Source organism: Aeromonas sp. FDAARGOS 1415 (assembly GCF_019048365.1).
Lineage (GTDB): Bacteria > Pseudomonadota > Gammaproteobacteria > Enterobacterales > Aeromonadaceae > Aeromonas > Aeromonas taiwanensis.
Genome location: NZ_CP077363.1, coordinates 1782505 through 1807222 on the forward strand (window position 1 = coordinate 1782505; position 24718 = coordinate 1807222).

Consider the following 24718-nt stretch of genomic DNA (forward strand, 5'->3'; position numbering starts at 1 on the left):
GATGACTGAATTGGTATCCTCTTCACCAGCGTCAGGCTCCCTGATCGCCCGCGTACAGGAAGGGATGCGCAACTGGCGCACCCTCTCCCGGGACAACAAATCCATTCTGACCATAGCGCTGCTGGCTGCGGTGGTCGCCGCCACCATAGTGGTGATCCTCTGGACCTCCAGCAAGAACTACGTGCCGCTCTACGGCAAGCAGGAACTCTACGACACCGCCAACATCATGGAGATGCTGGAGAAAGAGCAGGTGCCGTTCCGGCTAGAGAAGAGCTCGGGACAGATCCTGGTGCCTGAGAGCCAGCTTGCCCATGTCCGTATGGCGCTGGCGGCCCGCGGCGTCCGGGCCGCCATGCCGGCAGGCCTGGAGGGGCTGGACAATGTCACCGGCCTTGGCACCAGCGAATTCATGGAAGGGGCGCGTTACCGTCATGCCCTGGAGGGGGAGCTGGCCAGAACCATCATCTCCCTGGATGCGGTGCGCAGTGCCCGGGTGCATCTGGCCATCCCGAAGCGAACCCTGTTCGTCGGCCGTGACGAGGAGAAGCCCAGCGCCTCCGTGATGCTGGATCTGCAGCCGGGTCAGTCCATGGAGCCGGGCCAGGTTGAGGCGATCGCCAACCTGGTGGCGGGCAGCATCTCCGGCATGAAGCCCGGCGCCGTGACCGTGGTGGATCAGAGCGGCCAGCTGCTGAGCGCGGAGCTGGGTGACAAGGCGGGCTTCGGCAAGCAGAGCGTCCAGCAGATGGAGTACGTGCGCAAGCTGGAGCAGTACATCCGCCAGCGGGCCAACGACATGCTCTACCCCATGCTGGGCACCGGCAACTTCCGGGTGCAGATCGCAGCAGACGTCAACTTCAACGCGGTGGAGGAGACCCAGCAGCAGCTCGATCCCAACGGGGTGGTGACCAGGGAATCCAACAAATCCGACAAGACCATAGACGCCCTGGCCCTCGGCATTCCGGGTGCCCTCTCCAACCGTCCCCCGGAAACGGCGCCCCAGACCGATCAGGCCGCCACCGAGGAGAACAAGGCGCAGGAACCTGCCAAGAACGACACACGAACCGAGCGCCAGGAAGTCAGCAAGCAGTATGAGAACAGCCGCACCATAGTGCATACCCGCTATCAGCAGGGGCGACTGGAGCGGATGAACGTCTCCATCCTGCTCAATCAGCAGATCGGCCCCAAGGAGGGGTGGAGCGCGGAGCAGCTCGAGCAGATCCGCCAGATGGTGGAGCGCTCGGTCGGCTTTGACAGTGCCCGTGGCGACCAGATCAGCCTGCAGGTGTTCGATTTCAACGGCGCCGTGCCGGTGACACCGCCGGAGTCGAGCTGGCTGGAGACCCCCTACTGGCAAGATTCCCTGCGCTACCTGGTGGGCGGACTGCTGGGGCTGACCCTGGTGTTCTTCGGCATTCGTCCCCTGGTGAAGCACCTGGTGCGCACCCAGCAATATCCTGACGCCGAGCCCGGACAGGAGCTGGACGAGGATCGGGAGCCTGCCGTGGGTCTCTCCATGCGGCGGGAAGGGGATGAGCAACATGAACCGTCCTCCTCCGGCAATAGCCTGCAACAGCCCGAGTACAGGCTGGAGCCTCAGTTCTCCTCCCTGGATCTCGAGGCGCTGCCGGAACCGGGGTCCGAGCTGGAGGTCCAGCTCAAGCACCTGCAACTGCTGGTGGACAAGGACACGGCCCGGGTGGCGGAAGTGGTCAGACAATGGGTGAGCGGCAATGAGCAACGGTAATCTGAATCAGAACGCGGTCGACATCGACATCGACAACCTCGAGAAGGCCGCCATCCTGCTGCTGAGCATGGGAACGGAGGCGGCCGCCAAGGTGATGCAGAAGCTGTCGCGGGACGAGGTACAGCGCCTCATCTCCAAGATGGCCGGTCTCTCCGGTGTGAGCTCCATCGAAGCCAAGTGGACCCTGCAGCAGTTCTTCGACCAGTATCGCGAGCAGAGCGGCATCGGCAGCGCCTCGCGGGAATACCTGGAGCAGACCCTGGATCTGGCCCTCGGCCAGCGCCTCTCCCGCAGCCTGCTCGACAGCCTCTACGGGGATGCGATGAGCCAGGACATCCAGCGTCTGCAGTGGGTCCCGGCGGATGTGCTGGCCCGCTTCTTCCGCAACGAGCACCCCCAGATGCAGGCGGTGCTGCTCGCCTTCCTGCCCCCCCAGACCGCCTCGGCGGTGCTGGACGCCCTGCCGGGGTCGGTCCACGACGATCTGCTGGTGCGGGTCGCGAGCCTCAGCTCGGTCAGCGAGCACGTTCTCGGGGAGCTGCGGCTGACCCTGGATCGCTGCCTCGCCTACGTGGCCGATCAGTCCGGTGCCAAGGTCAACGGGGTACGCCAGGTGGCCGACATCCTCAACCGCTATCAGGGAAACAAGGAGCAGATGCTCAGCCTGCTGCGGGAGCATGACGGCGAGATGGCCCTGGAGATCGAGAAGAACATGTTCGACTTCATGGCCCTGCGTCGCCAGAGCGACGACACCCTGCAGCGCCTGGTGCAGGAGTTGCCGGCGGATCTGCTGGCCCTGGCCCTGAAGAATACCGAGGCCGGCTTTCGCAAGGTGGTACTGGGTGCCATGCCGAAGCGGATGGCGCAGGCGCTGGAGGCCCAGATCCAGGATCAGGGCAGCGTCTCCCTGCGCAAGGTGGAGCAGGCCCGGGAAGAGGTGATGCAGCTGGTGCGGGAACTGGTGGAGCAGGGCGAGATCGAGTTCCAGCTGTTCGAAGAGCCCACCGTCAGCTAACAGGAGTCAGGCATGAGTCAGCACGTTCGCAAACTGGCGGCCGGGGCTACCCGTCTCTACCGTTTCCCGTCGCTGGGACAGAGCGGGGAAGAGGCCAGGAGCCAGCAGGAAGAGTTCGAATATGGCTATCAGCAGGGGCTGGAGCAGGGGCAGGCCGAAGGCTATCAGTCCGGCTACCAGCAGGGGCTGACCAGCGGTCTCATTGAGGGAGAGGCCAAGGGGTTGCAGCAGGGACAGGTGCGTGGTCTGGCCCAGGGGCTGACCGAGGGGCGGGCCGCCTTCGATGAGTCCATGGTGCCTTTTGCCAAGCTGCAACAGCAGTGGGAGTCCCTGACCCGGGCCCGGATGCTGGAGCAGAAGGAGCTGGTCGCCCAGCTGGTGGCCCAGGTGGCCAAGCGGGTGATCCAGGCCGAATTCACCCTCAATCCCCAGCAGGTGCTCCACCAGGTGGAGCAGGCCATGGCCATCCTGCCGAGCGAGTCGGAGGAGCTGGTCATCTACCTCAACGAGGGGGACAGGCAGCGGTTGGCCGAGCAGGGGGTGACCCGCTGCGAGAAGTGGCCGCTGCAGGTGGATCCGGCGCTGGCGGTCGGCGACGCCCGCATCGAGACCCGGGCCGCGGTGATCGAGATCAACACGGGGGAGCGCCTCGAGCGCTGCATCGAGCAGCTCAACCAGACCCTGGATCTGGCACAGGATGCATGAGGCCCTGCAGCAGGCGCTGACCTCGGCCCTCGACAGCCTGGAGGAGGTGCCGGGCTTTCGCCGTTACGGGCGGCTGGTGCGCGTCACCGGGCTGACCCTGGAAGTGGTGGGCTGCCAGCTGGTGATGGGGCAGCGCTGCGAGGTGGAGACGGCCACCGGGACCGCCCTGCTGGCCGAGGTGGTCGGCTTCAACCGTGACATCTCCTACCTAATGCCGCTCCAGCCCATGAGCGGTCTCTATGCCGGTGCCCGGGTCCTGCCCGTCGATGGGGAGGAGACCATCCGGGTCGGCGATCATCTGCTTGGCCGGGTCCTGGATGGCCTGCTGCAACCCCTGGATGGCCGCCCCCTGAAAGAGGAAGGGGAGCGGGTTCCCCTGTTCTCCACCCCTCCCAATCCCCTGCTGCGCACGCCGGTGCGCGAACCGCTCGACGTGGGCATCCGCGCCATCAACGGCCTGCTGACGGTGGGCAAGGGCCAGCGCCTGGGGCTGTTTGCCGGCTCCGGGGTGGGCAAGAGCATGCTGCTCGGGATGATGACCCGCAATACCAGCGCCCAGATAGTGGTAGTGGGCCTCATCGGGGAGCGGGGCCGGGAGGTGCGCGAGTTCATCGAGCACAGCCTGGGGGCCGAGGGGTTGGCCCGCGCCGTGGTCATCGCGGCCCCGGCGGACCAGTCCCCCCTGATGCGACTGCGGGCCGCCCAGCTGTGCCACCGCATCGCCGAGTATTTCCGCGAGCAGGGGCAGGACGTGCTGCTGCTGATGGACTCCTTGACCCGCTACGCCCAGGCCCAGCGGGAGATCGCACTCGCCATCGGCGAGCCACCCGCGACCCGTGGCTATCCGCCGTCGGTGTTCAGCATGCTGACCCAGCTGGTGGAGCGGGCGGGCAACGGCACCCATCCCGACGGCAGCCTGAGCGCCTTCTACACCGTGCTGGCGGAAGGGGATGATCAGCAGGATCCCGTGGTGGATGCCGCCAGGGCCATCCTCGACGGTCACATCGTCCTGACACGGCGTCTGGCGGAGGAGGGGCACTACCCGGCCATCGACATCGGCGCCTCCGTGAGCCGGGTGATGCCTCAGGTGGTCTCTCCCGAATGGCAGGGGTTGGCGGTGAGCCTGCGCCAGCTGTGGGGACGCTATCAGCAGGTGCGCGAACTGCTGCCCCTGGGAGGCTACCAGCCGGGGGCCGATCCCCAGATGGATGAGGCGGTCCAGCGCTACCCCGCCATCGCCAGTTTCCTGCAGCAGGGCCTGCAGGAGGAGACCCCCATCATCCAGGTGATGGCCGGGTTGAAACAAGTGCTCGGCAGGGCCTAAGGAGGCGGGGTGCTGAAATCCTATCTCGGCCTGCAACAGGATGCCCTGGACGCCATGGGCAAGGAGCGCCAGCGCCTGCGCGAGGTGGCGCTGCGGGAGGAGCACAGGGCCCGGAAGCTGCAGGAGGTCATCGAGACGATGCAGCCGGGCTCGGCAACCTTCCACCCTCTGTTGTGGCAGAACAAGCAGCAGATGCAGGGACAGCTTCGCCACCTGCTGGCGCACCAGCAGCAACAGAGTGTCCTGGCCAGCCAGGATCTGGTTCACCACGAGGGGCAGTTGATCAAGCAGTTTGGCCGGGTGAAGGGGCTGGAGCTGCTGCTGGAAAAGCGGGCCCTGGCGGCACGCCAGCGCCGGGAGTCTGGGGAGCAGCGTCAGCTGGACGAGCTCGCTACTCAGCGTCATCGCGCCCAGCAGGGGAAGTGAGGGTTCAGTCGGGGAAGTGTTCCTGCCGGCCGTAGGCGGACTCCTGGCCCAGCAGGGTGTTGATCGTCTCGATCTGACCGGCCAGCAGACGGCCATTCTGCTCGTTCTGGCGCCGGCACTGGAGCAGCAGTTGCTCGAGCCGCCGCCACTGTTCGCCAACCTGCTGTTGCAGGGGGGAGGGCAGCTTGCCAATAAGGGTTGCCATGCCCTGTTCGTCGGGCTTGAAACCCAGGGCCCGCAGATGCTGGCAGCGTTGCTGGACCTGCTGCTGGATCTCGCTCATCACCCGTGTCTGCTGATAGTTGTGCTTCGTCAGCCCGTCCACATCGTGGCTGGCCAGCAGGCGGTACTGGGCGAGCAGCAGCTGTTGCAGCTCGGCATAGCGGCCGCAGTCCTGCTGGATGCCGGTGATCAACTGCCTGACCCTCAGCTTGGGGGCCATGGTCATCTGCGGTGCATGTCCAGGATGGCCTGGCTCAGGGCATCCATGTCCAGCTCGAGCCGGCCTTCGCTGATGGCCTGGCGGATCCGGTTCACCTTCTCCATGTCCACGTCCGAGGTGGAGGCCAGCTCGCTCCTCGCCTGGTTGATGGTCTGTGCCGTGGCGCTGATCCTGGCTTCCCCCTGCGCGGTGGCCCTTGGCTGGGCAGCGGGGGCGGCATCCGCCTTGCGCTGCGGCTGGGGTTGAACGTAGAGAGGGTCGGTGCGTGTGATCTTCATAACGTCAATTCCTGATGGTCTATCTCTGACAGGCGACCCGAAGGCGGCCGAACTTGAATCAAACTCGCCTTTTGTGGGCTAAAAACGGGTTTCGACCTCTCCCTTGTCGATCACCCAGGCCTGGATCTCCTTGCCCGAGCCGAGGTTTCTGACCCGGATCCCCTCGCCGATGGCGCCATTCGTCAGGGCCTTGCCCCGGGTGGTGGCGGAAAAACCCGGTTGCCCCGCCCGGATCAACACCCCTTCCCCTGCCCGGACCGCCCAGGCCTGCTGCAGGTCGAGTTCACCGATAAGCTGCCCCATCCTGAGCTGGCGGGTGCTCTTGCTGCCCACCAGGGGGTGGGTGCTGGGGACGAAGCCCCGCTGCAGCCGGCTGACCTCGACAGACTTCTCGACCAGATCCCCGGGTCCTATGGACTGTCCCTTCTGGATCTCCCTGGCCGTCACCCAGACCGGCATCATCAGGGTCACCTCCACCCTGGCCCTGAGTTGCCAGGCCGGCTCGGTACACTCCACCAGATAGGGGCGCCGCCCCCAGGGCTGGCGATACTGCCCCCCGGCCTGATAGCGCACCGCCTGCCGGCAGTCGGGCAGGTGGGCCACGGCGGGGGAGAGCCAGACCTGATAGTCGGCTTGCGTCTGCGGCCAGCCCTGCCGGTGCAGGTAGTCGTCGAGGGCCGCCGTTGCATCCGTCGTCAGGCCATCGCTCAGCCGCTGCGCCAGGGGGGGCGGTTCGGCCCGCAGGGGCAGTGCCAAGATCAGCAGGACGAACAGGCCTGCACTCTTCCATATGGGAAACATTGCTTCCCCCTTTGTCCGCCCCGCCCGCCATGGGCGATGGCCTGACCAGCGGAAATCACGGGTTTTCATGATTGGCATGAGTCTTGATAAAGGATGCACCGGTCTGACTGGTTCACAAGAAGGATGAAGCATGAGTATCTCATTTGACAGCGCGCTTGGCGTCCATCCCTATGCCCTGGATGTGCGGGCGGACAGGGCCCGTATTCTGGCAGGGAATCTGGCCAATGTGGATACCCCAGGCTATCTGGCGCGGGATGTGGATTACAAGGCGATCCTCGGCCGTGTCGCCGGACAGGTGGCAGCAGGGGAGCCGGGCAGTGCCATCAGCCAGGGCGCCATGAACAACGACATGCAGCATCCCCTCTACCGCATCCCCTACCAGGTCTCCATGGATGGCAACACCGCCGAGCTCAGCGTGGAGCAGAGCAAGTTTGCCAGCAATGCCACCGACTTCCAGACCAGCCTCACCTTCCTGAATATGAAAATCACCGGGATCGCCAAGGCGATCGAGGGCCGTTAATCATGTCGTTCAACCGAATCTATGACATCGCCGGCAGCGCCATGCGGGCGCAGACCGTCCGCCTCGACACCGTCGCCTCCAACCTGGCCAACGTCGACAGCGCCGCCGGCAGTGAGGAGGCCGCGTTCCGCGCCATCAAGCCCGTTTTCTCCACCCTGTATCAGCGGGTGCAGGAGGCCGAAGGGCTGGGAGCCGCCCAGGTGCAGATCGCCGGCATAGTGCAGTCGGATCGCCAGGTCGAGAAGCGTCTGGAGCCGACCAACCCCCTGGCCGACGGCGATGGCTTTGTCTACTACTCCAATGTCAACGCGGTGGAGGAGATGGCGGACATGATGAGCGCCTCGCGGGGCTTCGAGACCTCGGTGGAGGTGATCAACCGCATCAACAGCATGCAGCAGGGGCTGCTGCGTCTCGGCCAGGGGGCATAAATGAGCCTGCCACAAGTCAGCGGTCTGGATACCGCCCGCAGCACCAGCCAGTACTCGGCCACTCCGGAGATCGCCAGCAACAATGCGTCGGCCGGCCAGGGTGTACAACTGCGCAACGAATTCCTGCAGATGATGGTGGCCCAGATCCAGAACCAGGACCCCACCAACCCGCTGGATGGCGCCCAGTACGTCACCCAGCTGGCGCAGTTCAGCATGGTGGAGGGGGTCGAGGGGCTCAAGGTGCTGCAGCAGAAGTCCATCAACATGATGGATACCCAGCAGGTGCTGCAGAGCACTGACCTCATCGACAAGGAGGTGATGGTGCCGAGCCAGACCCTGGATCAGCAGAAAGAGGGCGCCATCCGCGGTCAGGTGGAGCTGGCCGGCGCGGCCGATGCGGTCGAGCTGAAGGTCTATGACAAGCACGGCACCCTGGTCGCGACCAAGAGCTGGGGCGAGAGCAAGGCGGGGGCGCTGGATTACGAGTTGCCGACCCTGCCGGCCGGTGAGTACAGCTTCGAGGTGAAAGCTTCCCTCGCGGGGGTGACCACCACCAGCAAGAACTATGTGGCCAGCCGGGTGGAGCGCGTCAGCCTGCCGGGCACGGGCGAAATCATGCTGCAAGTGGCGGGCGTCGGGGATGTTCCCCTGTTCAGCGCCGTCCAGTTTGGCAAGTCGGCGTAACCAGAAAAGGAGCGACACTGTGTCTTTTAGTATCGGACTGAGCGGCCTGCGCGCCGTCAACCAGGAATTGAGCGTCATCAGCAACAACGTGGCCAATGCCAGCACCGCCGGCTTCAAGTCCAGCCGTGCCGAGTTTGCCGCCATCTACGGCGGCGGCCAAGCGGGCGGCGTGGAGATGAGCAACGTCTCCCAGAACTTCGATCGCAACGGCGACGTGACCCGGACCGGGCGCGGGCTGGATCTGGCCATCTCGGGCAACGGTTTCTTCGTCCTCAAGGATGACAACGGCCAGACCTCCTATACCCGGGCCGGCATGTTCCAGCGGGATGCCAGCAACTACCTGACCACTGCCAGCGGCACCCGTCTGCAGGGCTACGTCACCAACGAGGCGGGGGAGCTGCAGTCCGGCGTGGTGGGCGACATCCAGGTCAAGGCGGGCAGCCTGGCTGCCAAGCCTTCCGATACCCTGGAGTTCGTGGCGAACCTCAAGGCGGACGCCAGCGTCATCGACCAGGCGGTCAACCCCTTCGATCCCGCCAAGGCCGACAGCTTCAGCTACTCCCAGTCCAGCAAGGTCTATGACTCCCTCGGGGTCGAGCACACCCTCACCCAATACTTCGTGAAGACCGGGGAGAACACCTGGCAGGTCAACTACGCCTTCAACGGCACCCAGACCGGCACCCCGGTGACCATGGTATTCAATACCAACGGCACCCTGCAGTCCCCGACCACGCCTCCGGTGCTGAACCTGGCGCCGGCGGGGGCCGAGCCCATCGCCCTCACCGCCGATCTGACCAAGGTCAGCCAGTATGCCTCCGATTTCAACGCGACCCGCAACCAGTCCAACGGCTATACCGCCGGGGATCTTACCGGCGTCCGGGTGGATGCGGATGGCGGTGTCTACGCCACCTTCACCAACGGCCAGAGCCTGCTTCAGGGTCAGGTGGTGATGGCGAACTTCACCAATCCCAACGGCCTGGTGCAGGCCAACAACACCACTTGGCAGCAGTCTTTCAGTTCGGGCCAGCCCGTGCTGGGGGCGCCGGGCACCGGGACGCTCGGTGGCCTGACGGCGGGCGCCTACGAGGCCTCCAACGTCGATCTGACCGGGGAGCTGGTCAGCCTGATGACCTCCCAGCGCAACTACCAGGCGAACGCCAAGACCATCAGCTCGGCGGACAAAATGACCCAGGTGCTCTTCAACTCCTTCTAAGGCGTGATGCGTGGAAAAGCTTATCTATACCGCCATGTCGGGGGCGCAACACACCCTGATGGCCCAGCAGATCCGGGCGAACAACCTGGCGAACGTCAATACCGCCGGTTTTCGGGCCGACTTCGAGCGAGCCTCCGCCTACGCCCTGACCGGTGACGGCTACCAGAGCCGGGTCATGGCCCGGGAGGAGCAGGCGGGCACCGATTTTCGGGCCGGTGCCCTGATGCAGACCGGCCGCAAGCTGGATGTGGCGATCCGCGGCGACGGTTTTCTCACCGTGCTGACCGCTGACGGCAAGGAGGCCTACACCCGCGCCGGCAACCTGGAGGTGGACGGCGAAGGGCTGCTCACCCTCAACGGTCGCCCCGTGCTCGGGGATGGGGGCGAGATGGTGCTGCCCGCCTACCGGGATCTGAGTTTTGGCAAGGATGGCTCCCTCAGCATCACCCCGCCGGGGGGCGGCGCCCGCCTGGACGTGGGTCGGCTCAAACTGGTGAACCCGGACCCGCGCGAGCTGGTCAAGGGGGCGGACGGCCTGTTCCGTCAGCGCCAGGGCGGGGATGCGGAGATCAGCGAGCAGGTGGTGCTGGCGTCCGGCTTCCTCGAGGGGGCCAACGTCAATGCGGTGGACGAGCTGATCGGCAGCATGTCCCTGACCCGCAACTTCGAGCTGCAGGTCAAGCTGATGAAGACGGCGGACGAGCAGGCGAGACAGGGAGCCAGGCTGATTTCCGGCCAGGGCTGACAGAATCACGCAGGGCCGGTGTGACCGGCCTGCAAGAGATTGATGAGGGCGCCAGGCGCCCTCCCATGAGATGGTGGAGAGACGAAGATGCATGCAGCGCTTTGGGTGAGCAAGACGGGTCTGTCGGCACAGGATGCCAAGATGGCCAGCATTTCCAACAACCTGGCCAACGTCAACACGGTCGGCTTCAAGCGCGATCGGGTGGCGTTCGAAGACCTGTTCTATCAGGTCCAGCGCCAGCCCGGTGCCCAGCAGGATCAGCAGAACCTGTCCCCCATCGGCATCCAGATGGGTAATGGTGTGCGGGTGGTCGGTACCCAGAAGGTGTTCACCCCCGGCCAGTTCCAGAACACCAATCAGGAGCTGGACATGGCGGTGGTCGGTGCCGGCTTCTTCGGCGTCGAGCGCCCGGATGGCGAGACCGCCTACACCCGCAACGGCCAGTGGCACCGCAATGCGGAGGGGCTGCTGGTCAACGCCGACGGCCTGCCCATGCTGCCGCAGATCCAGATCCCGGACAACGCCACCAAGATCTCCATCGGCACGGACGGCACCGTGAGCGCCACCCTGCCGGGACAGCAGGAGAACGTGGAGCTGGGTCGTATCACCCTGACCAACTTCTCCAACCCGGCTGGCCTGGAAGCCCTGGGGGGCAACCTCTACCGTGCCACCGGTGCCTCCGGCGAAGCCATCGAAGGGGTGCCGGGTGAAGAGGCCATGGGGGCCATCAAGCAGTTCACCCTGGAGAGCTCCAACGTCAACGTGGTGGAGGAGATGGTGGACATGATCACCACCCAGCGCGCCTACGAGATGAACGCCAAGGTGGTCTCCTCCGCCGATCAGATGCTCAAGTTCGTGACCCAGGCGCTGTGATGATGAGGTCGATGTGGCGCTGTGTCGTGCTCTGCCTGCTGCTGGGGGGCTGCTCCACCTATGAGTTGCAGGCCCCGGAGCCCGGTGACGAGAAGTGGGCCCCTTCCCGCTCCGAGCTGACGAAGGCGGGAGTGGGGGAGGATGGCAGCCTCTACCGCAACGATTACATGATGACCCTGTTCCAGGATCGCCGCGCCTACCGGGTCGGCGACATCCTGACCGTGATGCTGGAGGAGCGCACCCAGTCCAGCAAGAAGGCCAACACCAGCATGAACAAGGCCAGCAGCATCAATGTGCCGGCCCCCTCCATCGGTGGCGTGTCGCGGCCCGACTGGGGCGCCTCGGTCAGTGCGGATCGGGACTTCGACGGCGGGGCCACCTCCAGCCAGCAGAACACCCTGGCGGGGGCCATCACGGTCACCGTGGCCGAGGTGATGCCGAACGGGGTGCTGGGGATCCGCGGTGAGAAGTGGATCCGCCTCAACCAGGGGGATGAGTACATCCGGCTGGGGGGCATGGTGCGGGTCGAGGACATCGATCAGAGCAACCGCATCTCCTCCCAGCGCATCGCCGACGCCCGCATCACCTATGCGGGGCGCGGTGCCCTCGCCGACAGCAACCAGATGGGCTGGTTGGCACGCTTCTTCAGCTCCGCTTTCGCCCCCCTGTGAGGATCCCGATGAACAGATGGTATATCGCCTTGCTCTGCCTCGCCCTCTCGGGCGTGGCCGGGGCTGCCACCCCCGCCAAGCGGGCCCTGCTGGACATCGCCGACGTGCAGGGGATGCGCACCAACCAGCTAGTGGGCTATGGCCTGGTCGTCGGCCTCTCCGGCACCGGGGATCGCAGCCAGGTCAAGTTCACCGGTCAGTCCATGACCAACATGCTCAAGCAGTTCGGCGTGCAGCTGCCCGATGACATCGACCCCAAGCTCAAGAACGTGGCCGCCGTCTCGGTACAGGCGACCCTGCCCGCCCTGGCCGGCAAGGGGCAGCTGGTGGACGTGACCGTGACCTCCATCGGCGACGCCAAGAGCCTGCGGGGCGGCTCGCTGCTGCTGACCCCCCTGCGCGGCATCGACGGCGAGGTCTATGCGGTCGCCCAGGGCAACCTGGTGGTGGCCGGGGTCAAGGCCGAGGGGCAGTCCGGTTCGTCCGTCACCATCAATGTGCCGACGGCGGGCATCATTCCGAACGGGGCCATCATAGAGCGGGAGGCGGCCAGCAACTTCTCGGACAAGCCGGAAGTCACCCTCAACCTCCATCAGCCGAACTTCAAGACGGCCCGCAACGTGGAGCGGGAGATCAACCGCCAGCTCGGGCCCGTGGCCAAGGCAGTCAGCGCCGGTCGCATCCAGATCGCGGCGCCGCGGGACGAGAGCCAGCGCATCTCCTTCATGGCCCTGCTGCAGGACATCCAGGTGGACATGGGCAAGGAGCGGCCGCGCGTCGTCTTCAACAGCCGCACCGGCACCGTCGTCATGGGGCAGGGGGTCAAGGTGCACAAGGCGGCAGTCAGCCACGGCAGCCTGACGGTGACCATAGGGGAGAGCCAGACGGTGAGCCAGCCCAACGCCTTCTCCAACGGCAGGACCACCACGACGCCGAACTCCCAGATCCAGGTTGACCGGGAGCGCAACAACATGTTTGTCTGGCCGGATGGCACCTCCCTGGAGGTGATCGTCAAGGCAGTGAATTCCCTGGGGGCGACCCCGGACGATGTCATGGCCATCCTGCAAGCCCTCGACGAGGCGGGCGCCCTCGAAGGCGAGCTGGTGGTCATCTAAGGATCTCTATGACCAGAATTACCTCCGAGCCCGGTTTCTACCAGGATCTCAACGAACTGCAGCAGATAAAGAGCAACCCGGATCAGCGCGCGGCCCTGGAGGCCGCGGCTGGCCAGTTCGAGGTGAGCTTCCTGCAGACGGTGCTCAAGCACATGCGTTCGGCCTCCGACGCCCTGCAGGATGACGAGGACAGGATCATCAAGGGGGAGTCGCTCTACCGCGATATGTACGACAGCCAGCTCGCGATGAGCCTGGTCAAGCGCGGTGGCATGGGGCTCAAGGAGCAGATGGTCAATCAACTGGCCCCCACATTAAAGAATGCCGAGCCTGTGGTCGCTTCAGAACCCCAGACCCTGGCTGCTTTCAGTCAGCCTCTGAATTCGGCAAAAATGAGGAAAGTTGACTGATGTCGCTGCTCAATATCGGTTTTAGCGGACTCAACGCGGCGCAGATCGCGCTGAACGTCACCGCCCAGAATATCGCCAACGTCAACACAGTCGGCTACAGCCGCCAGGAAGCCACCATGGGCAGCCTGTCGGGCTTTGGCCGGCTGGACAACGGCATGGGGGTCGAGGTGACGGGGGTTCGCAGGATCACCGATGATTACCTGGTGTCCCAGCACTGGCGCAGCCGCTCCTCGACCGGTGCCTCCTATGCGTTCCATCAGTACATCAACACCACGGAGCAGCTGCTCGGCAGCGAGGCGATGAACATCACCAAGGGGCTGGACAGCTTCTTCGCCTCCCTCAGCGCCGCCCTCGACAGCCCGGAGACGCCGGCCCAGCGCAGCCAGATCGTCAGCTCTGCCGGAGCCCTTGCCAACCGGTTCGGCCAGCTGAACGAGAGCCTGCTGACCCAGGAGAAGCAGATCGACGATCAGCTTGGCAGCACCATCACCCAGGTCAACAGCTATCTCAAGCAGGTGGCGGAGCTCAATACCCAGATCGGCGAGCAGGCCTCCAAGGGGGTCAACACCTCTGCGCTGGAAGACAGCCGCGAGCAGATAGTGCGTGAGCTTTCCACCTTCATGGAGGTGAGGGTCAACCGCCAGAGCGACGGCTCCTTCTCCCTGAGTCTGCCCCAGGGCCAGCCCCTGGTGCTGGCGGGCAGCAGCAGCACCCTCTCCCTGGCAGGGGATACCCTGAGCCTGAGCTTCGGGCCGCAATCCTTCGAGGTGCCCAGGCTTCAGGGCGGCACCCTGGCCGGGGTGCTGGAGTATCGCACCACAGTGTTGCGCCCCCTGCGCGACGAGCTGAACCAGATCGCGAAGAAGCTGGCGGACGACTTCAACGCCAAGCAGGCGGGGGGCGTCGATCTGAACGGCGATCCGGGCAAACCCCTGTTCAGTTACGATCCCCTCAATCCGTCAGGCACCCTCAAGGTGGCCGACGGCTTCACCGGGGACCACCTTGCTTTCGCCAAGGCGGGGGGCGGCAGCGGCGACAACCGCAACCTGCAGGAGCTGCTGACCATCAAGGACAGCCAGTACGACGCCTACAGCGCCCTGCTCGGCAAGATGGCGGTGCAGAGCGGCCAGGCCAAGGCGACCATGGAGGCGGACGCCAACATGGAGAAGCAGCTCGCCACCAAGCTCAGCAGCGTCAGCGGGGTCAATACCGACGAGGAAGGGGTCAAGATCATGGCCTACACCAAGGCGTACCAGGCCAATGCCAAGGTGATCAGCACCTCGGATCAACTCTTCAATTCCATCCTGAACATGTTCTGATGAGGGCGGCATGAGAATCAGCACCAGTCAAATCCAACTCTTCAACTCCATCCTGAACATGTTCTGACGAGGGCGATATGAGGATCAGCACCAGTCAAATCCAACTCTTCAACTCCATCCTGAACATGTTCTGATGAGGACGGCATGAGAATCAGCACCAATCAAATCCAGCTCAGCATGCTCGACAACCTGCAACGGGGCTTCGGCGAATACGCCAGGCTGGACCGCCAGATCGCGTCCAACAAGCGGATCCTGCAACCCTCGGACGATCCGGTCGGCAGCGTGCAGCTGCTCGGTCTGAAGAAGGAGCAGGCGGCGATGGCCCAGTACCAGAAGAACATCGCCAACGCCAAGAGCCAGCTCTCCCAGGGGGAGCTGCAGCTCGAGACCATGACCAACATGTTGAGCCGGTTGCGGGAGCTGACCCAGACTGCCGCCAACGGTTCCCTCTCCGAGGACGATCGCCGCGCGGTGTCCAGCGAGGCGGCCATCATCAAGGAGGGCTTGCTGGATCTCGCCAACGCCCGCAACGAGAACGGCTCCAGCCTGTTCAGCGGCAGCCAGGTGGACAAGACCCCCATCGTCCAGGCGCCGGGTGGCGGCTATCTCTACCAGGGGGATGCCCTGGTGCGTGAGGTGGAGATTGCCCGGGGAGTGACGGTCTCCCTCAACCAGACCGCCGACACCCTATTCATCCAGAACGGGGATTTCTTCAAGCAACTGGACGACATGGTGGCGGCCTTCGATGCCGGCGCCCCGGATGCGGCCGATCAGGCCAGAGCCATGCTGGATCGCAGCAAGACCCTGCAGGATGACATCAGCCAGATGGTCAGTACCATAGGGGCGCGGATCAACCTGCTGGATCAGGTGGACGAAGGGCACGCCGAGAAGAGCACCTATAGCAAGGAAGTGAGCAATCAGATAGAGTCCCTCGACTACGCGGGGGCCGTGACCCAGCAGGCCCACGTGCTGATGGCCCTGCAGGTGCAGCAGCAGGCCTTTGCCAAGGTCAATGGCCTGAGCCTGTTCAACTACATGCCTTAAGTCTGTCTAAGGAGCCAGGATGCAGATTCAACAAACCCGCCCGGGTGGTGTGGCCGAGACCCCGGCCCAGCCCAGGCTGCAAGGTCGTTCGACTGCCCAGGCTACTTCTCCCCAGACTCCGCGCAATGAACGCCAGCCGAATGTCATCCGTCTGGATCGCTGGGCTCTGATCGGCACGGCGCAGCAGCGCATCGCCCATGCCCAGGGGAGCGAGCAGGCCCTGAGCCAGGTGTGGGGGGAACTCAAGCGCCTCGAGCAGCAGCTCGGCCAGCAGAAGGCGGCGAGCGGGGATCTGGTCTCCCGCCTCAAGGTGCTGGAAGAGAAGCTGACCCAGCCTCAGGCACCGCTGACGAGCGAGCTTCGGCCCCGTCTGCTGGCGTCGGCTGCGGATAGCCGGGTGCACTACGGCGCGGAGCGGCTCGATCTGCTGAGCCCCAAGTCGAGTGCCGAGCGTCTCGTCTTCTCCTTCCCCCAGACCAGCAGCGCCGTCGAGGTGCTGCTGCCTGCCGATGCCAGTGAAGCGGAGGCGGCCTCCCGCCTGGATCGCGCGCTGCGCAAGGAGCATATCCAGGCGCGCCTGAACGAGCTGGGCAAGCTGGAGCTGAGTGTGCCGGATCAGCACAGGCGCAAGCTGGACGAGCCGGTGCTGCTGAGCGGGGAGGGCATTCGCATCCCGGCAGGCAACCCGGTGCCGGTGCAGTTCAAGCAAAGGGCCGGGCAGCTGACCCAGCTCGGCGAGGGGCTCGACAGGGGAGAGATCAAGCAGGAGCAGCAGCGCCTGAAGCGGCTGCTCGGGGAGATCGAACAGTCGGTGCGCGAGCTGAAACAGTTCCGCCAGAGAATGGTGAAGCAGCTCGACCGGGTGAAGTCGCGCAGCCAGAACCTGCAGCAGGAGGAGCTGGCCCAGTTGCAGGGCAAGCTCAGCCTGCAGCTCAAGGAGGGGGGCTTCATGGGGACCATGTCCGGCCTGCTGGCCCAGGCCAATGTATCGCGCCAGAACGTGGTGGCGCTGCTGACCTAGGGTCGGGATCCCCCATCACAACAGGAAACCGCCATGCAGCCCGCTGGCGGTTTCCTGTTTTTCAGGGTTTCAGCAGGGCATACAGGGAGATATCCGACGCGAAGCCGGAGTCGCTGAGCCCCTGCTCTATGGTCTTGAGAAAGCTTGCGTTGTGCTGGCGTATGGTGTGATAGCTGTAGAAGAGGTTGACGACGTCCTGCTCTTCCAGCGCCTTGTCCATGGCCAGCAGGCAGAGGTAGTTGCGCAGCAGGAAGTAGTCGATCACCAGCAACTGATAGGCCTGGAACCTGTCCCCTTGCAGCAGCGGGAAGTTGTGGTGATAGACGTAGTAGAGCAGGTAGTTATTCATGATCTGGGGGCGCTCGGCCAGGAAGGGGGCGACCCTGTCCTGCCAGACCTGCTGCAGCCCTGCGATCTTGCCCTCATCGTAGACCCCCTCCAGCACCACATTGATCTTGTCGAGGCAGGCTTGCATGGTCTGGCGTCCCCGTCGTCCCTGGGAGTAGGCCAGCAACTGGTGGGTCATGGTTCTGAGGCCCCACCATTGCAACCGGGGCAGGGCGGGCAACTGGTCGAACATGGCGTGTAGCTCGCCCCGTTCGGCCAGCACGGCCACCTGATCGAGGAAGGCCTCGTGGGAGAGTTGCGCAGGATCCCGGTGGATCAGCATGCCGATGAGCCACAGTCGCAGCTCGGCCGGGAGATTGGTGGCCGCCAGCACGTGAATGCTCAGGCTGTGCAGGGTCGCCATGGCGGTGGAGGGGGGTGGGGCGAAGGGCAGGGGCTGGGTGAGCTCGGTGACCTCGGTCTGCATCGCCAGGGGGTCAAGCAGCAACTGGCGGCACACCTGGGGGCAGGAGAGCATCAGGGACCTCTTGAGCTGGTTGCCGATGCGGGTCTGGGCTCTGGGGTAGGTCTTGCAGGTGTGACTCAGGGCATCCGGACCCGCCTTGCTGTGGATCTGGCACAGGCGGTTTTCATCGAGGAAGGGGCAGGCGCCCTGTTCGTCGAGCTTTATCTCCCCCCAGCGCTCGTTGCTCTGCTTCACCTTGATGATGTGCAGCTTGCTCAGGGATTTGACCGTGGGGTCGGGGTGGCGCTCGTAGTTGCGGAAGGTCTGCTTGTCGATGCTGATGGTCCAGCTGTGGCAGCAGTTGTCCTCGCAGCGATCGCCGATGCACTGGAACTGTTGAACGAAATGGGGTGTGTAGAGCGAGGCTGCCATGTCGCCATCCGGTAGTGAGAGAGGACGTTTTAAAAGCAATAAGCATGCCGGATGGGGGAGGCGGCGAGCACCCGGGATACCGGAATGCCCGGGAGGGGGCCAGAAGAAAAATATGCGGAGGGAAGATTACATTTCTGCGCGAAAGGGGTCGTCTCTATCTGATGTCAACCTAACGGGCTGCTGTGCAGCGTTTAACTCGAGGAATACATCATGGGCTTGTCCATCCATACCAACTTCGCCTCCCTGACCACCCAGAACCAGCTGAACTCCACCAACAAGATGCTGGGCACCGCCATGCAGCGTCTGGGCACCGGCCTTCGCATCAACTCCGCCGCCGACGACGCGGCCGGTCTGCAGATGGCTACCCGCCTGCAAGCCCAGTCCAACGGCCAGAAGGTCGGTATGCGCAACGCCCAGGATGCCATCTCCATGATGCAGACCGCCGAAGGCGCCATGGACGAGATGACCAACATCGTTCAGCGCATGAAAGATTTGGCCACCCAGGGTGCGAACGGCACTACCAGTACCGAAGACTACACCGCCCTGAACGCCGAGTTCGGCGAACTGACCAAAGAGCTGGGCAATATTGTTAGTAACACCAGCTTTGGTGGCCAGAAGCTGTTGAAGGGTGGTTCGTTTGAGGTTGCCACTGGCGTGACTTTCCAGATTGGTGGCTCTAGCACTGAAACACTGAAGGTTGATGTAGCAACCGCCATGAAGGATCTGACCGGTACTGCAGGAGCTAAGGGTATTGCGGACGCTGATATTGTCGCGGGTATTGATGATCAAACCAAAGCCAGTGACGCGATTACCGCCACAAGCAACCTGCTTGATCAAATTGGTGCTGTCCGTTCTTCCTTCGGTGCCAACATCAACCGTCTGGAGCACACCGTCAACAACCTCTCCAACATGAAAGAGAACACCGACATGGCGAACGGTCGCATCATGGATGCCGACTTCGCTCAGGAGAGCACCAACATGACCAAGAACCAGATGCTGATGCAGGCTGGCATGTCCGTGCTGTCCAACTCCAACCAGATGACCGGCATGGTGACTTCCCTGCTGCGTTGATGCTGGTGGCACCCATCCCCCTGGTGGGTGCCTTTTTCTGTTTCCCCTCCCAGCTCCTCCTGCGCCCTCTTTTTTCATCATATTTTTCACCCGCAGCTCAAGTCTTGCCTCGCACCTGTCGCTTCTCTTCTTCGTAAGGTTATCCGCTGCGGTAGCAGCCTTCTTCGAGGAATAGATCATGGGTTTGTCCATTCATACCAACTTCGCTTCTCTGACCACTCAGAACCAGCTGAACAACACCAACAAGATGTTGGGCACCGCCATGCAGCGCCTGGGTACCGGTCTTCGCATCAACTCCGCCGCCGATGACGCCGCCGGTCTGCAGATGGCCACCCGTCTGCAAGCCCAGTCCAACGGCCAGAAGGTCGGCATGCGCAACGCCCAGGACGCCGTCTCCATGATGCAGACCGCCGAAGGTGCCATGGACGAGATGACCAACATCGTTCAGCGCATGAAAGACCTGGCCACCCAGGGCGCCAACGGCACCGCGAGCGCGGAAGACCGTCTGGCCATGGGCACCGAAATGAAGGAACTGACCGCAGAGCTGAAGAACATCAGCGATAACACCCGTTTTGGTGGTGAGGCTCTGATCGGCGCTGGTGGCAAGTTCGAAGCCGGTACTGTGACTTTCCAGATCGGTGGTACTGCCGCCGAGAAGCTGGATGTGGATGCCAGCACCAATGTTCAGGCTGTCAACACCGCTATCACCACGGCGACCTCCGACCTGGCCACCGCCGATGCCACCGCTCTGGCCTCCACTGCCTTCAATGAGCAGATCACCAAGATGGAAGACGCCCTGGATGCTATCGGTACCGCCCGTTCCCAGTTCGGTGCCAACATCAACCGTCTGGAGCACACCGTCAACAACCTCTCCAACATGAAAGAGAACACTGACATGGCGAACGGCCGCATCATGGATGCCGACTTCGCCCAGGAGAGCACCAACATGACCAAGAACCAGATGCTGATGCAGGCTGGCATGTCCGTGCTGTCCAACTCCAACCAGATGACCGGCATGGTGACCTCCCTGCTGCGTTGATGCGTTGCTGGGCCGCCCTTGGGGGCGGCCCTTGTCTGACAACCGCCTGCCGGTTGGAAAGGATCGGAGCGGTCTTTTCCAACAGGCATGCCACCGAACAAGGGGAGAGAGATGCAAATAGATCCGGCCAGCATGGCGATGCAGCTGGTAGCCGCCGAGCGCCAGAACATGGACAAGCTGCTGAAGACACAGCTGGACAGCGTCAAGGCGCAGCAGAGCGCCATCAGTACCCTCACCACCAAGCTGTCGAGCTTCCAGACTCTGCTCAAGGATCTGAACAAGGCGAGCAGCCTGCAGGCGCAGAAGGCGACCCTGTCCCAGGACGGGATCATGACGGTAACGAGCAATGGCAAGGCCAGCTCGGGCCAGTACAACTTCTTCGTGGAGCAGCTCGCCCAGTCCCATCAGGTCGGCCTTCAGCTCGACAGCGACACGGCGCCGCTGCCCGCGGACGGCGTGCTCTCCCTGACCGTCAAGGGCAAGACCCTCGACATCGATCTGGCGACCCTGCCGGCTGGCGCCACCGCAAAAGATCTGGTCTCCCAGATCAACAATGCCAAGGACAACCCCGGGGTGAAGGCGACCCTGGTGCGTACCGACGGCAAGGTCAGCATGGTGCTGACCAGCAAGGAGAGCGGGGTGGAGAACGCCATCACCCTCAATTACAGCGGCGATGCGGCCAATGCCCTCGGGGTGGCCGTGGCCGGCAAGACCGACATCACCCAGGCGCAGGACGCCAGGCTGCAGATGGGGGGCGACAATCCCCTCACCATCACCTCGTCCAGCAACAAGATAGAGAACGTGGTGGATGGCCTGACCTTCCAGCTGACCAAGGCGCAGAAGGCGGGGGATGCACCGCTGCTGGTGACGGTGGATCAGGACAAGGAGGCGGTCACCGGCTCCCTCAAGAAGTTTGTCGACAGCTACAACGAGCTGGTGGACGAGCTGGCCAAGATGACCTCCAGCGATCCCAAGGCGCCTGGGGCGCTCTCCTCCGACAGCGGGGTGCGCAGTCTCAAGAGCCTGATCGCCCGCAGCGTGCGGGACCTTCCCAACGATCTGACCCTGGGGAGCCTCGGGATCAAGACTGACAAGACAGGCAAACTCTCCTTCAACGAGACCGACTTCAACAAGGCCCTGGAGAAGGACCCCGAACTGCTCGGCAAGGCGCTGATGGGGGACGACGGCCTGCTCAAGCGGATGAGCAACGCGCTCGACCCCTATACCAAGCGGGACGGTGCGCTCAAGGGGCGCAAGACCGGCCTGGAGGCGAACGAGAAGCGGGTCAACGAACGGATGGAGGCGCTGGATCGGCGCATGGATTCCGCGTATAAGCGCTACCTCAACCAGTTCACCACCATGAACCAGATGTTGCAGACCATGGGCGCCCTGTGAGACGGCTTGCCCGTAACACTTTGAATAAGCGAGTTTTTCATGTTTGAACCTCAAGATGGCTATGACGCCTACCAGTTCGCCGCCACCCAGGCCAAGGCGGCGAGCGCCGATCCGCACCAGCTGGTGCTGATGCTGATGGACGGCCTGCTCGACGAGATCGCGAGGGCCGAGGGCCACATCCTGGCCAGGCAATATGAACGCAAGGGGCAGTCCATCAACAAGTGCCTGCAGATCCTGGGGGGGCTCGACAGCGCCCTCGACATGGACAAGGGGGGGGATCTCGCCAACAACCTGCACCGCCTGTATGACTACTGCGGCCAGCGCCTGTTCGAGATCAGCGTGGCGAACGACATGGCGGGGTTTGCGGAAGTGCGCCGCATCCTGCTGGAGTTGAAAGAGGGCTGGGAAGCGATGGCCCGCCACCCCCGCTGATGCGGAAGTTCCTCTTCCTCACATGTCAGGGAAAGTGACTAACGCATTGATATTTCAACCCTACACATCTGGCCTGCTCCTTGCTTGTTGGCAGGGTCGTCTTAATTTGGGGCCATCATCATGTCCATGACAGGGGCCGTGCCGTCCGGTACGGAACGCGAGAGTCGCCAGCGCCAGCTGCTGGGGCTGGGGCGTCTGATTTTACAGCAGGCCCGCGCCGGGCAGTGGGAGGCGGTGCGCCTGGCGGATCATCGCCTGGCCCAGCTCATCGAACTCCTGCGCCAGCAGCCGGCCCTCTGGCAAGCCTTGATGCCGGCCCGGGATCAGGTTCGCCAATGGCACCAGGAGGCCTTCGCGCTCTGCCAGCAGGAAACCGCCCTGCGCAAGCAGGAGTGGGAGTCCCTCTCCCTCAAGCGGGAAGGGCTGCAGGCCTATGACGAGGCGCAGGCATGGGCATGATCCCCTTCCTTGGCACCGATACCCTGCCTCCCTCCGCCTCCACTGGGTTCACCCGCCTCTCCCGCCAGCCCGATGGGCAGGGGGAAGCGTTCCAGCCGCTCGATCTCCCGCAGGACGCCTTGGCCTCTGTGACTCCACTGCTTCCCGCAGGCGAGAACGACGACGAGACGGCTACCAAGGCCAGCGCCAAGGAGAATGCTGAGGGGAGTGCTGAGGCAAGCCCCGAGTCGGCGCCCGATGTCGCCGAGCAGTTGGCCGCCTTTACTCATATGCCAACGCCCTTTGTTCGCCCGGAAGAGGGCGTGCGCCTCTCCCGTCCGTCGGTGGAGCCCGCTCTCCCTGCCACAGGGGAGAGCACACGGGCCGAGCCCGTTTCGCCGACGCTGCGGGCGCTCACCCGCCTCGAACGCCAGGAAGGGGAGAGGATGCCGGCGATACCGGCGATGAGTGCCGCGGGCAGCAAGGAGGCCCACCCCCTGCTGGGCACGGAACTCGCCCTGCGGCTGGCCCAGCCGGCCGGGCAGGGGGAGCGCCCTGTGCTCCCGGCCATCGCCGGTTTGCCCCCCCTGCCCGGTGAGACCGCGCCGGATCGGGAGTTCGCCGCCGTGGATCCCAAAGTCATGGCGGGGCTGCCGACACAACCCGCCCTGGCCAGGAGCGCAGAGTACCAGTGGGCGCCTGCCCGCCTGGCAGACAGCCCGGCCCAATGGGGTCAGCAGCTGGTGGATGTGCTCAAGGACAGGGTCGAGCTGCAGGTGAACCAGAGCATCAAGCAGGCGCACATCCGGCTCGATCCCCCCGAGCTTGGCCGCCTCGAATTGACGGTCAGGGTCGAGGGCGATCGGCTCAACGTGCAGCTCAACGTGACCAACCCGGCGGTGCGCGACGCTCTGATCCAGTCGATGGAGCGGCTGCGCATGAGCCTGGCTCCTCACCACGCCGGCGGCGTCGAGGTGAACGTGGGGCAGGGGGGCGAGCAGGAGCGGGGAGATCGCTGGCAGCAGGACAAGATCCTGGCTGGCCGGCGGCAGTGGCAGGAAGAACGGGATGCATCGAGCGGCGCTGGTCAGGACTGGCTCAATACCCTGGTGTGACATTCAACAATCTGGCTATAGCGAGAGTGATTTCAAATGATGCGGCGTGTCATGAAGTGGATGATGGTGATAGTGATGGCACTGTGCCTGCTGGCGGCGCTGGCCTATGGCGCCTATCTCAAGCGGGATATGGTGGCCGTCTGGCTGGGCCTGGAGGAGGCCAAGCCCGAGTTGAGCAAGACACCGTTGTTCAAGCCGATGGAGCGCTTCGTCATCAGCCTGGAGGGGGACAGAGAGCCCCACTATCTGGTGCTGGAGCTGGCGCTGGTGACCCACAACCCCCAGCAGCTGGAGACGCTCAACGAGCTGACCCCCCTGATCCGCAATGCCATGGTGCAATATTTCAGCCATCGCTCCCATGAGGCGGTGAAGCAGGAGCTGCAGAACATCTCGGCCCTGCAGACCTCTCTGCTCGGCAAGCTGGTGGGAACCCTGGAGGGGTATGGCTACAAGCCCTACCTGGACGAAGTGCTGGTCACCAAGGTGCTGGTGCAGTAGCACATGATGGATGCCGGCTGGGACACCCCCTGTGACCTGACTGCCTCCGCGCCCCGTACCGGCGAGCAGGCGATCCTGAGTCGTTACCTGCCTCTGGTGAAGCGGGCGGCCACCCACCTGCGCAGCCAGGTGAGCGCCTGCTTCGATCAGGAGGACATGGAGCAGGTCGGCATGATGGGCCTGCTGGAGGCCTGGCGCCGTTACGGCAGCGAACCGGATGCCCAGTTCGAGAGCTATGCGTTCAAGCGGGTGCGCGGCGCCATGCTGGATGAGCTGCGGCGCCTCGACTGGCGGCCCCGCCAGCTGCGCCAGCAGGTGCACGGCCACAATCAGGTGCAGCGGGAGCTGTTCAACCGGCTGGGGCGCAACCCGACCGAACAGGAGCTGGCGCAGGCGCTGGATTGCTCCGTCGAGGAGGTGCGCCAGCTCGCCTATGCCAGCCAGGCCGAGGCGCTGCAGAGTCTGGAGGAGTGGCTGGAGAACGGCGGCAGGGCGCCGGCGTCGGAGTCCGACGATCAGGATCTGGCCATGACCCTCAGCAAGGTGCTCGGCACCCTGGACAAGCGTGAGCAGTTGCTGCTCTCCCTCTATTACCAGCAGGAATTGAACATGAAGGAGATCGCCCTGGTGCTCGGACTGACCGAGTCGCGGGTATGTCAGCTCCACAAGCAGTGCGTCCTTCAGCTCAAGCAGCATTTGGTCGACTCCATTTAGTAGTGCCTCTCCC

The 24718-nt window shown here is 64.1% G+C and carries 29 protein-coding genes; 25 read left to right on the top strand and 4 right to left on the bottom strand.

Annotation, left to right across the window (positions count from 1 at the left end; all coding sequences use genetic code 11):
• The first annotated feature begins 1 nt into the window (after window position 1).
• Genes fliFL through lfiJ form a run of 5 tightly spaced genes read left to right on the top strand, consistent with a single transcriptional unit; the run spans window position 2 to window position 5217 of the window.
• Entirely contained in the window at window positions 2-1747 is a 1746-nt protein-coding gene (gene fliFL, locus I6L45_RS08500) for a lateral flagellar M-ring protein FliFL (protein WP_216983948.1), read from the top strand.
• Window positions 1734-2762, top strand: a complete 1029-nt coding sequence (fliGL, locus tag I6L45_RS08505) for a lateral flagellar motor switch protein FliGL (RefSeq protein ID WP_043762697.1) — start codon at window positions 1734-1736, stop codon at window positions 2760-2762. The genes fliFL and fliGL overlap by 14 nt, the downstream gene beginning before the upstream one ends.
• 12 nt (window positions 2763-2774) lie before the next feature.
• Window positions 2775-3467: a lateral flagellar assembly protein FliH gene (gene lfiH / locus I6L45_RS08510; RefSeq protein WP_216983949.1), complete on the top strand. Its 693-nt coding sequence runs from the start codon at window positions 2775-2777 to the stop codon at window positions 3465-3467.
• The gene (gene lfiI, locus I6L45_RS08515; RefSeq protein WP_216983950.1) at window positions 3460-4791 is read left to right on the top strand and encodes a lateral flagellar FliI-like assembly ATPase LfiI; all 1332 of its coding nucleotides are present in this window, start codon (window positions 3460-3462) and stop codon (window positions 4789-4791) included. Before lfiH ends, lfiI begins: the two co-directional genes overlap by 8 nt.
• Window positions 4792-4800: 9 nt before the next feature.
• Window positions 4801-5217, top strand: coding sequence for a lateral flagellar protein LfiJ (gene lfiJ / locus I6L45_RS08520; protein WP_216983951.1), 417 nt, complete (start codon window positions 4801-4803; stop codon window positions 5215-5217).
• Window positions 5218-5221: 4 nt separating this feature from the next.
• Here lfiJ and I6L45_RS08525 read toward each other — a convergent pair whose 3' ends face one another.
• The 3 genes from I6L45_RS08525 to lfgA all read right to left on the bottom strand — a co-directional run bounded on the left by I6L45_RS08525 (window position 5222) and on the right by lfgA (window position 6738).
• Window positions 5222-5665, bottom strand: a complete 444-nt coding sequence (locus tag I6L45_RS08525; RefSeq protein ID WP_216983952.1) for a flagellar protein FlgN — start codon at window positions 5663-5665, stop codon at window positions 5222-5224.
• Window positions 5662-5937, bottom strand: a complete 276-nt coding sequence (gene flgM, locus I6L45_RS08530; protein ID WP_216983953.1) for a flagellar biosynthesis anti-sigma factor FlgM — start codon at window positions 5935-5937, stop codon at window positions 5662-5664. The genes I6L45_RS08525 and flgM overlap by 4 nt, the downstream gene beginning before the upstream one ends.
• Before the next feature lie 78 nt (window positions 5938-6015).
• Complete coding sequence (gene lfgA, locus I6L45_RS08535; RefSeq protein WP_302054811.1) at window positions 6016-6738, bottom strand: lateral flagellar basal body P-ring formation protein LfgA; 723 nt, start codon at window positions 6736-6738, stop codon at window positions 6016-6018.
• A gap of 130 nt (window positions 6739-6868) precedes the next feature.
• On the opposite strand from lfgA, the gene lfgB reads away from it, so the two are divergent.
• From lfgB to I6L45_RS08595, 12 genes are all read left to right on the top strand, one after another.
• Window positions 6869-7258 (top strand): lateral flagellar basal body rod protein LfgB, encoded by a 390-nt coding sequence (gene lfgB, locus I6L45_RS08540; RefSeq protein WP_216983955.1) that lies wholly within the window; start codon window positions 6869-6871, stop codon window positions 7256-7258.
• A gap of 2 nt (window positions 7259-7260) precedes the next feature.
• On the top strand, window positions 7261-7686 hold the full coding sequence (gene flgCL, locus I6L45_RS08545) for a lateral flagellar basal body rod protein FlgCL (RefSeq protein ID WP_043762711.1): 426 nt from the start codon (window positions 7261-7263) through the stop codon (window positions 7684-7686).
• Window positions 7687-8370, top strand: coding sequence for a flagellar hook assembly protein FlgD (locus I6L45_RS08550; RefSeq protein WP_216983956.1), 684 nt, complete (start codon window positions 7687-7689; stop codon window positions 8368-8370).
• A gap of 19 nt (window positions 8371-8389) precedes the next feature.
• Window positions 8390-9583: a lateral flagellar hook protein FlgEL gene (gene flgEL, locus I6L45_RS08555; RefSeq protein WP_216983957.1), complete on the top strand. Its 1194-nt coding sequence runs from the start codon at window positions 8390-8392 to the stop codon at window positions 9581-9583.
• Between the two features lie 10 nt (window positions 9584-9593).
• Window positions 9594-10328, top strand: coding sequence for a lateral flagellar basal-body rod protein LfgF (gene lfgF, locus I6L45_RS08560; RefSeq protein WP_216983958.1), 735 nt, complete (start codon window positions 9594-9596; stop codon window positions 10326-10328).
• A gap of 87 nt (window positions 10329-10415) precedes the next feature.
• Entirely contained in the window at window positions 10416-11201 is a 786-nt protein-coding gene (gene lfgG / locus I6L45_RS08565; RefSeq protein ID WP_043762717.1) for a lateral flagellar basal-body rod protein LfgG, read from the top strand.
• Window positions 11201-11872 carry a flagellar basal body L-ring protein FlgH gene (gene flgH, locus I6L45_RS08570; RefSeq protein WP_043762719.1) on the top strand — a complete coding sequence of 224 codons (672 nt, stop codon included), beginning with the start codon at window positions 11201-11203 and terminating at the stop codon, window positions 11870-11872. The genes lfgG and flgH overlap by 1 nt, the downstream gene beginning before the upstream one ends.
• Window positions 11873-11880: 8 nt before the next feature.
• Window positions 11881-12987 carry a lateral flagellar basal body P-ring FlgIL gene (gene fgIL, locus I6L45_RS08575; protein ID WP_134694746.1) on the top strand — a complete coding sequence of 369 codons (1107 nt, stop codon included), beginning with the start codon at window positions 11881-11883 and terminating at the stop codon, window positions 12985-12987.
• Window positions 12988-12995: 8 nt separating this feature from the next.
• Window positions 12996-13394: a rod-binding protein gene (locus I6L45_RS08580; protein WP_216983959.1), complete on the top strand. Its 399-nt coding sequence runs from the start codon at window positions 12996-12998 to the stop codon at window positions 13392-13394.
• Window positions 13394-14713, top strand: coding sequence for a lateral flagellar hook-associated protein LfgK (lfgK, locus tag I6L45_RS08585; RefSeq protein WP_216983960.1), 1320 nt, complete (start codon window positions 13394-13396; stop codon window positions 14711-14713). The genes I6L45_RS08580 and lfgK overlap by 1 nt, the downstream gene beginning before the upstream one ends.
• 144 nt (window positions 14714-14857) lie before the next feature.
• Window positions 14858-15757 carry a lateral flagellar hook-associated protein LfgL gene (gene lfgL, locus I6L45_RS08590; protein WP_043762728.1) on the top strand — a complete coding sequence of 300 codons (900 nt, stop codon included), beginning with the start codon at window positions 14858-14860 and terminating at the stop codon, window positions 15755-15757.
• Window positions 15758-15776: 19 nt separating this feature from the next.
• Window positions 15777-16778, top strand: a complete 1002-nt coding sequence (locus I6L45_RS08595) for a hypothetical protein (protein ID WP_216983961.1) — start codon at window positions 15777-15779, stop codon at window positions 16776-16778.
• A gap of 61 nt (window positions 16779-16839) precedes the next feature.
• Here the strand turns inward: I6L45_RS08595 and fliB are convergent, their stop codons facing one another.
• Window positions 16840-18003: a flagellin lysine-N-methylase gene (gene fliB / locus I6L45_RS08600; RefSeq protein ID WP_216983962.1), complete on the bottom strand. Its 1164-nt coding sequence runs from the start codon at window positions 18001-18003 to the stop codon at window positions 16840-16842.
• A 210-nt stretch (window positions 18004-18213) separates the two neighbouring features.
• On the opposite strand from fliB, the gene lafA (I6L45_RS08605) reads away from it, so the two are divergent.
• The 8 genes from lafA (I6L45_RS08605) to lafS all read left to right on the top strand — a co-directional run bounded on the left by lafA (I6L45_RS08605) (window position 18214) and on the right by lafS (window position 24705).
• A complete protein-coding gene (gene lafA, locus I6L45_RS08605; protein WP_216983963.1) occupies window positions 18214-19074 on the top strand; it encodes a lateral flagellin LafA in 861 nt (286 codons plus the stop codon).
• A 178-nt stretch (window positions 19075-19252) separates the two neighbouring features.
• Complete coding sequence (gene lafA, locus I6L45_RS08610) at window positions 19253-20113, top strand: lateral flagellin LafA (protein WP_216983964.1); 861 nt, start codon at window positions 19253-19255, stop codon at window positions 20111-20113.
• A 111-nt stretch (window positions 20114-20224) separates the two neighbouring features.
• Window positions 20225-21508 carry a lateral flagellar capping protein LafB gene (gene lafB / locus I6L45_RS08615; protein ID WP_216983965.1) on the top strand — a complete coding sequence of 428 codons (1284 nt, stop codon included), beginning with the start codon at window positions 20225-20227 and terminating at the stop codon, window positions 21506-21508.
• A 39-nt stretch (window positions 21509-21547) separates the two neighbouring features.
• Window positions 21548-21940, top strand: coding sequence for a lateral flagellar export chaperone LafC (lafC, locus tag I6L45_RS08620; protein ID WP_216983966.1), 393 nt, complete (start codon window positions 21548-21550; stop codon window positions 21938-21940).
• Between the two features lie 120 nt (window positions 21941-22060).
• On the top strand, window positions 22061-22399 hold the full coding sequence (locus I6L45_RS08625; RefSeq protein ID WP_216983967.1) for a LafX: 339 nt from the start codon (window positions 22061-22063) through the stop codon (window positions 22397-22399).
• Window positions 22390-23493, top strand: coding sequence for a flagellar hook-length control protein FliK (locus I6L45_RS08630; RefSeq protein WP_216983968.1), 1104 nt, complete (start codon window positions 22390-22392; stop codon window positions 23491-23493). The genes I6L45_RS08625 and I6L45_RS08630 overlap by 10 nt, the downstream gene beginning before the upstream one ends.
• Before the next feature lie 39 nt (window positions 23494-23532).
• Window positions 23533-23991 (top strand): lateral flagellar basal body-associated protein LafF, encoded by a 459-nt coding sequence (gene lafF, locus I6L45_RS08635; RefSeq protein WP_216984192.1) that lies wholly within the window; start codon window positions 23533-23535, stop codon window positions 23989-23991.
• A 3-nt stretch (window positions 23992-23994) separates the two neighbouring features.
• Window positions 23995-24705: a lateral flagellar system RNA polymerase sigma factor LafS gene (gene lafS, locus I6L45_RS08640; RefSeq protein ID WP_216983969.1), complete on the top strand. Its 711-nt coding sequence runs from the start codon at window positions 23995-23997 to the stop codon at window positions 24703-24705.
• Window positions 24706-24718 lie beyond the last annotated feature (13 nt).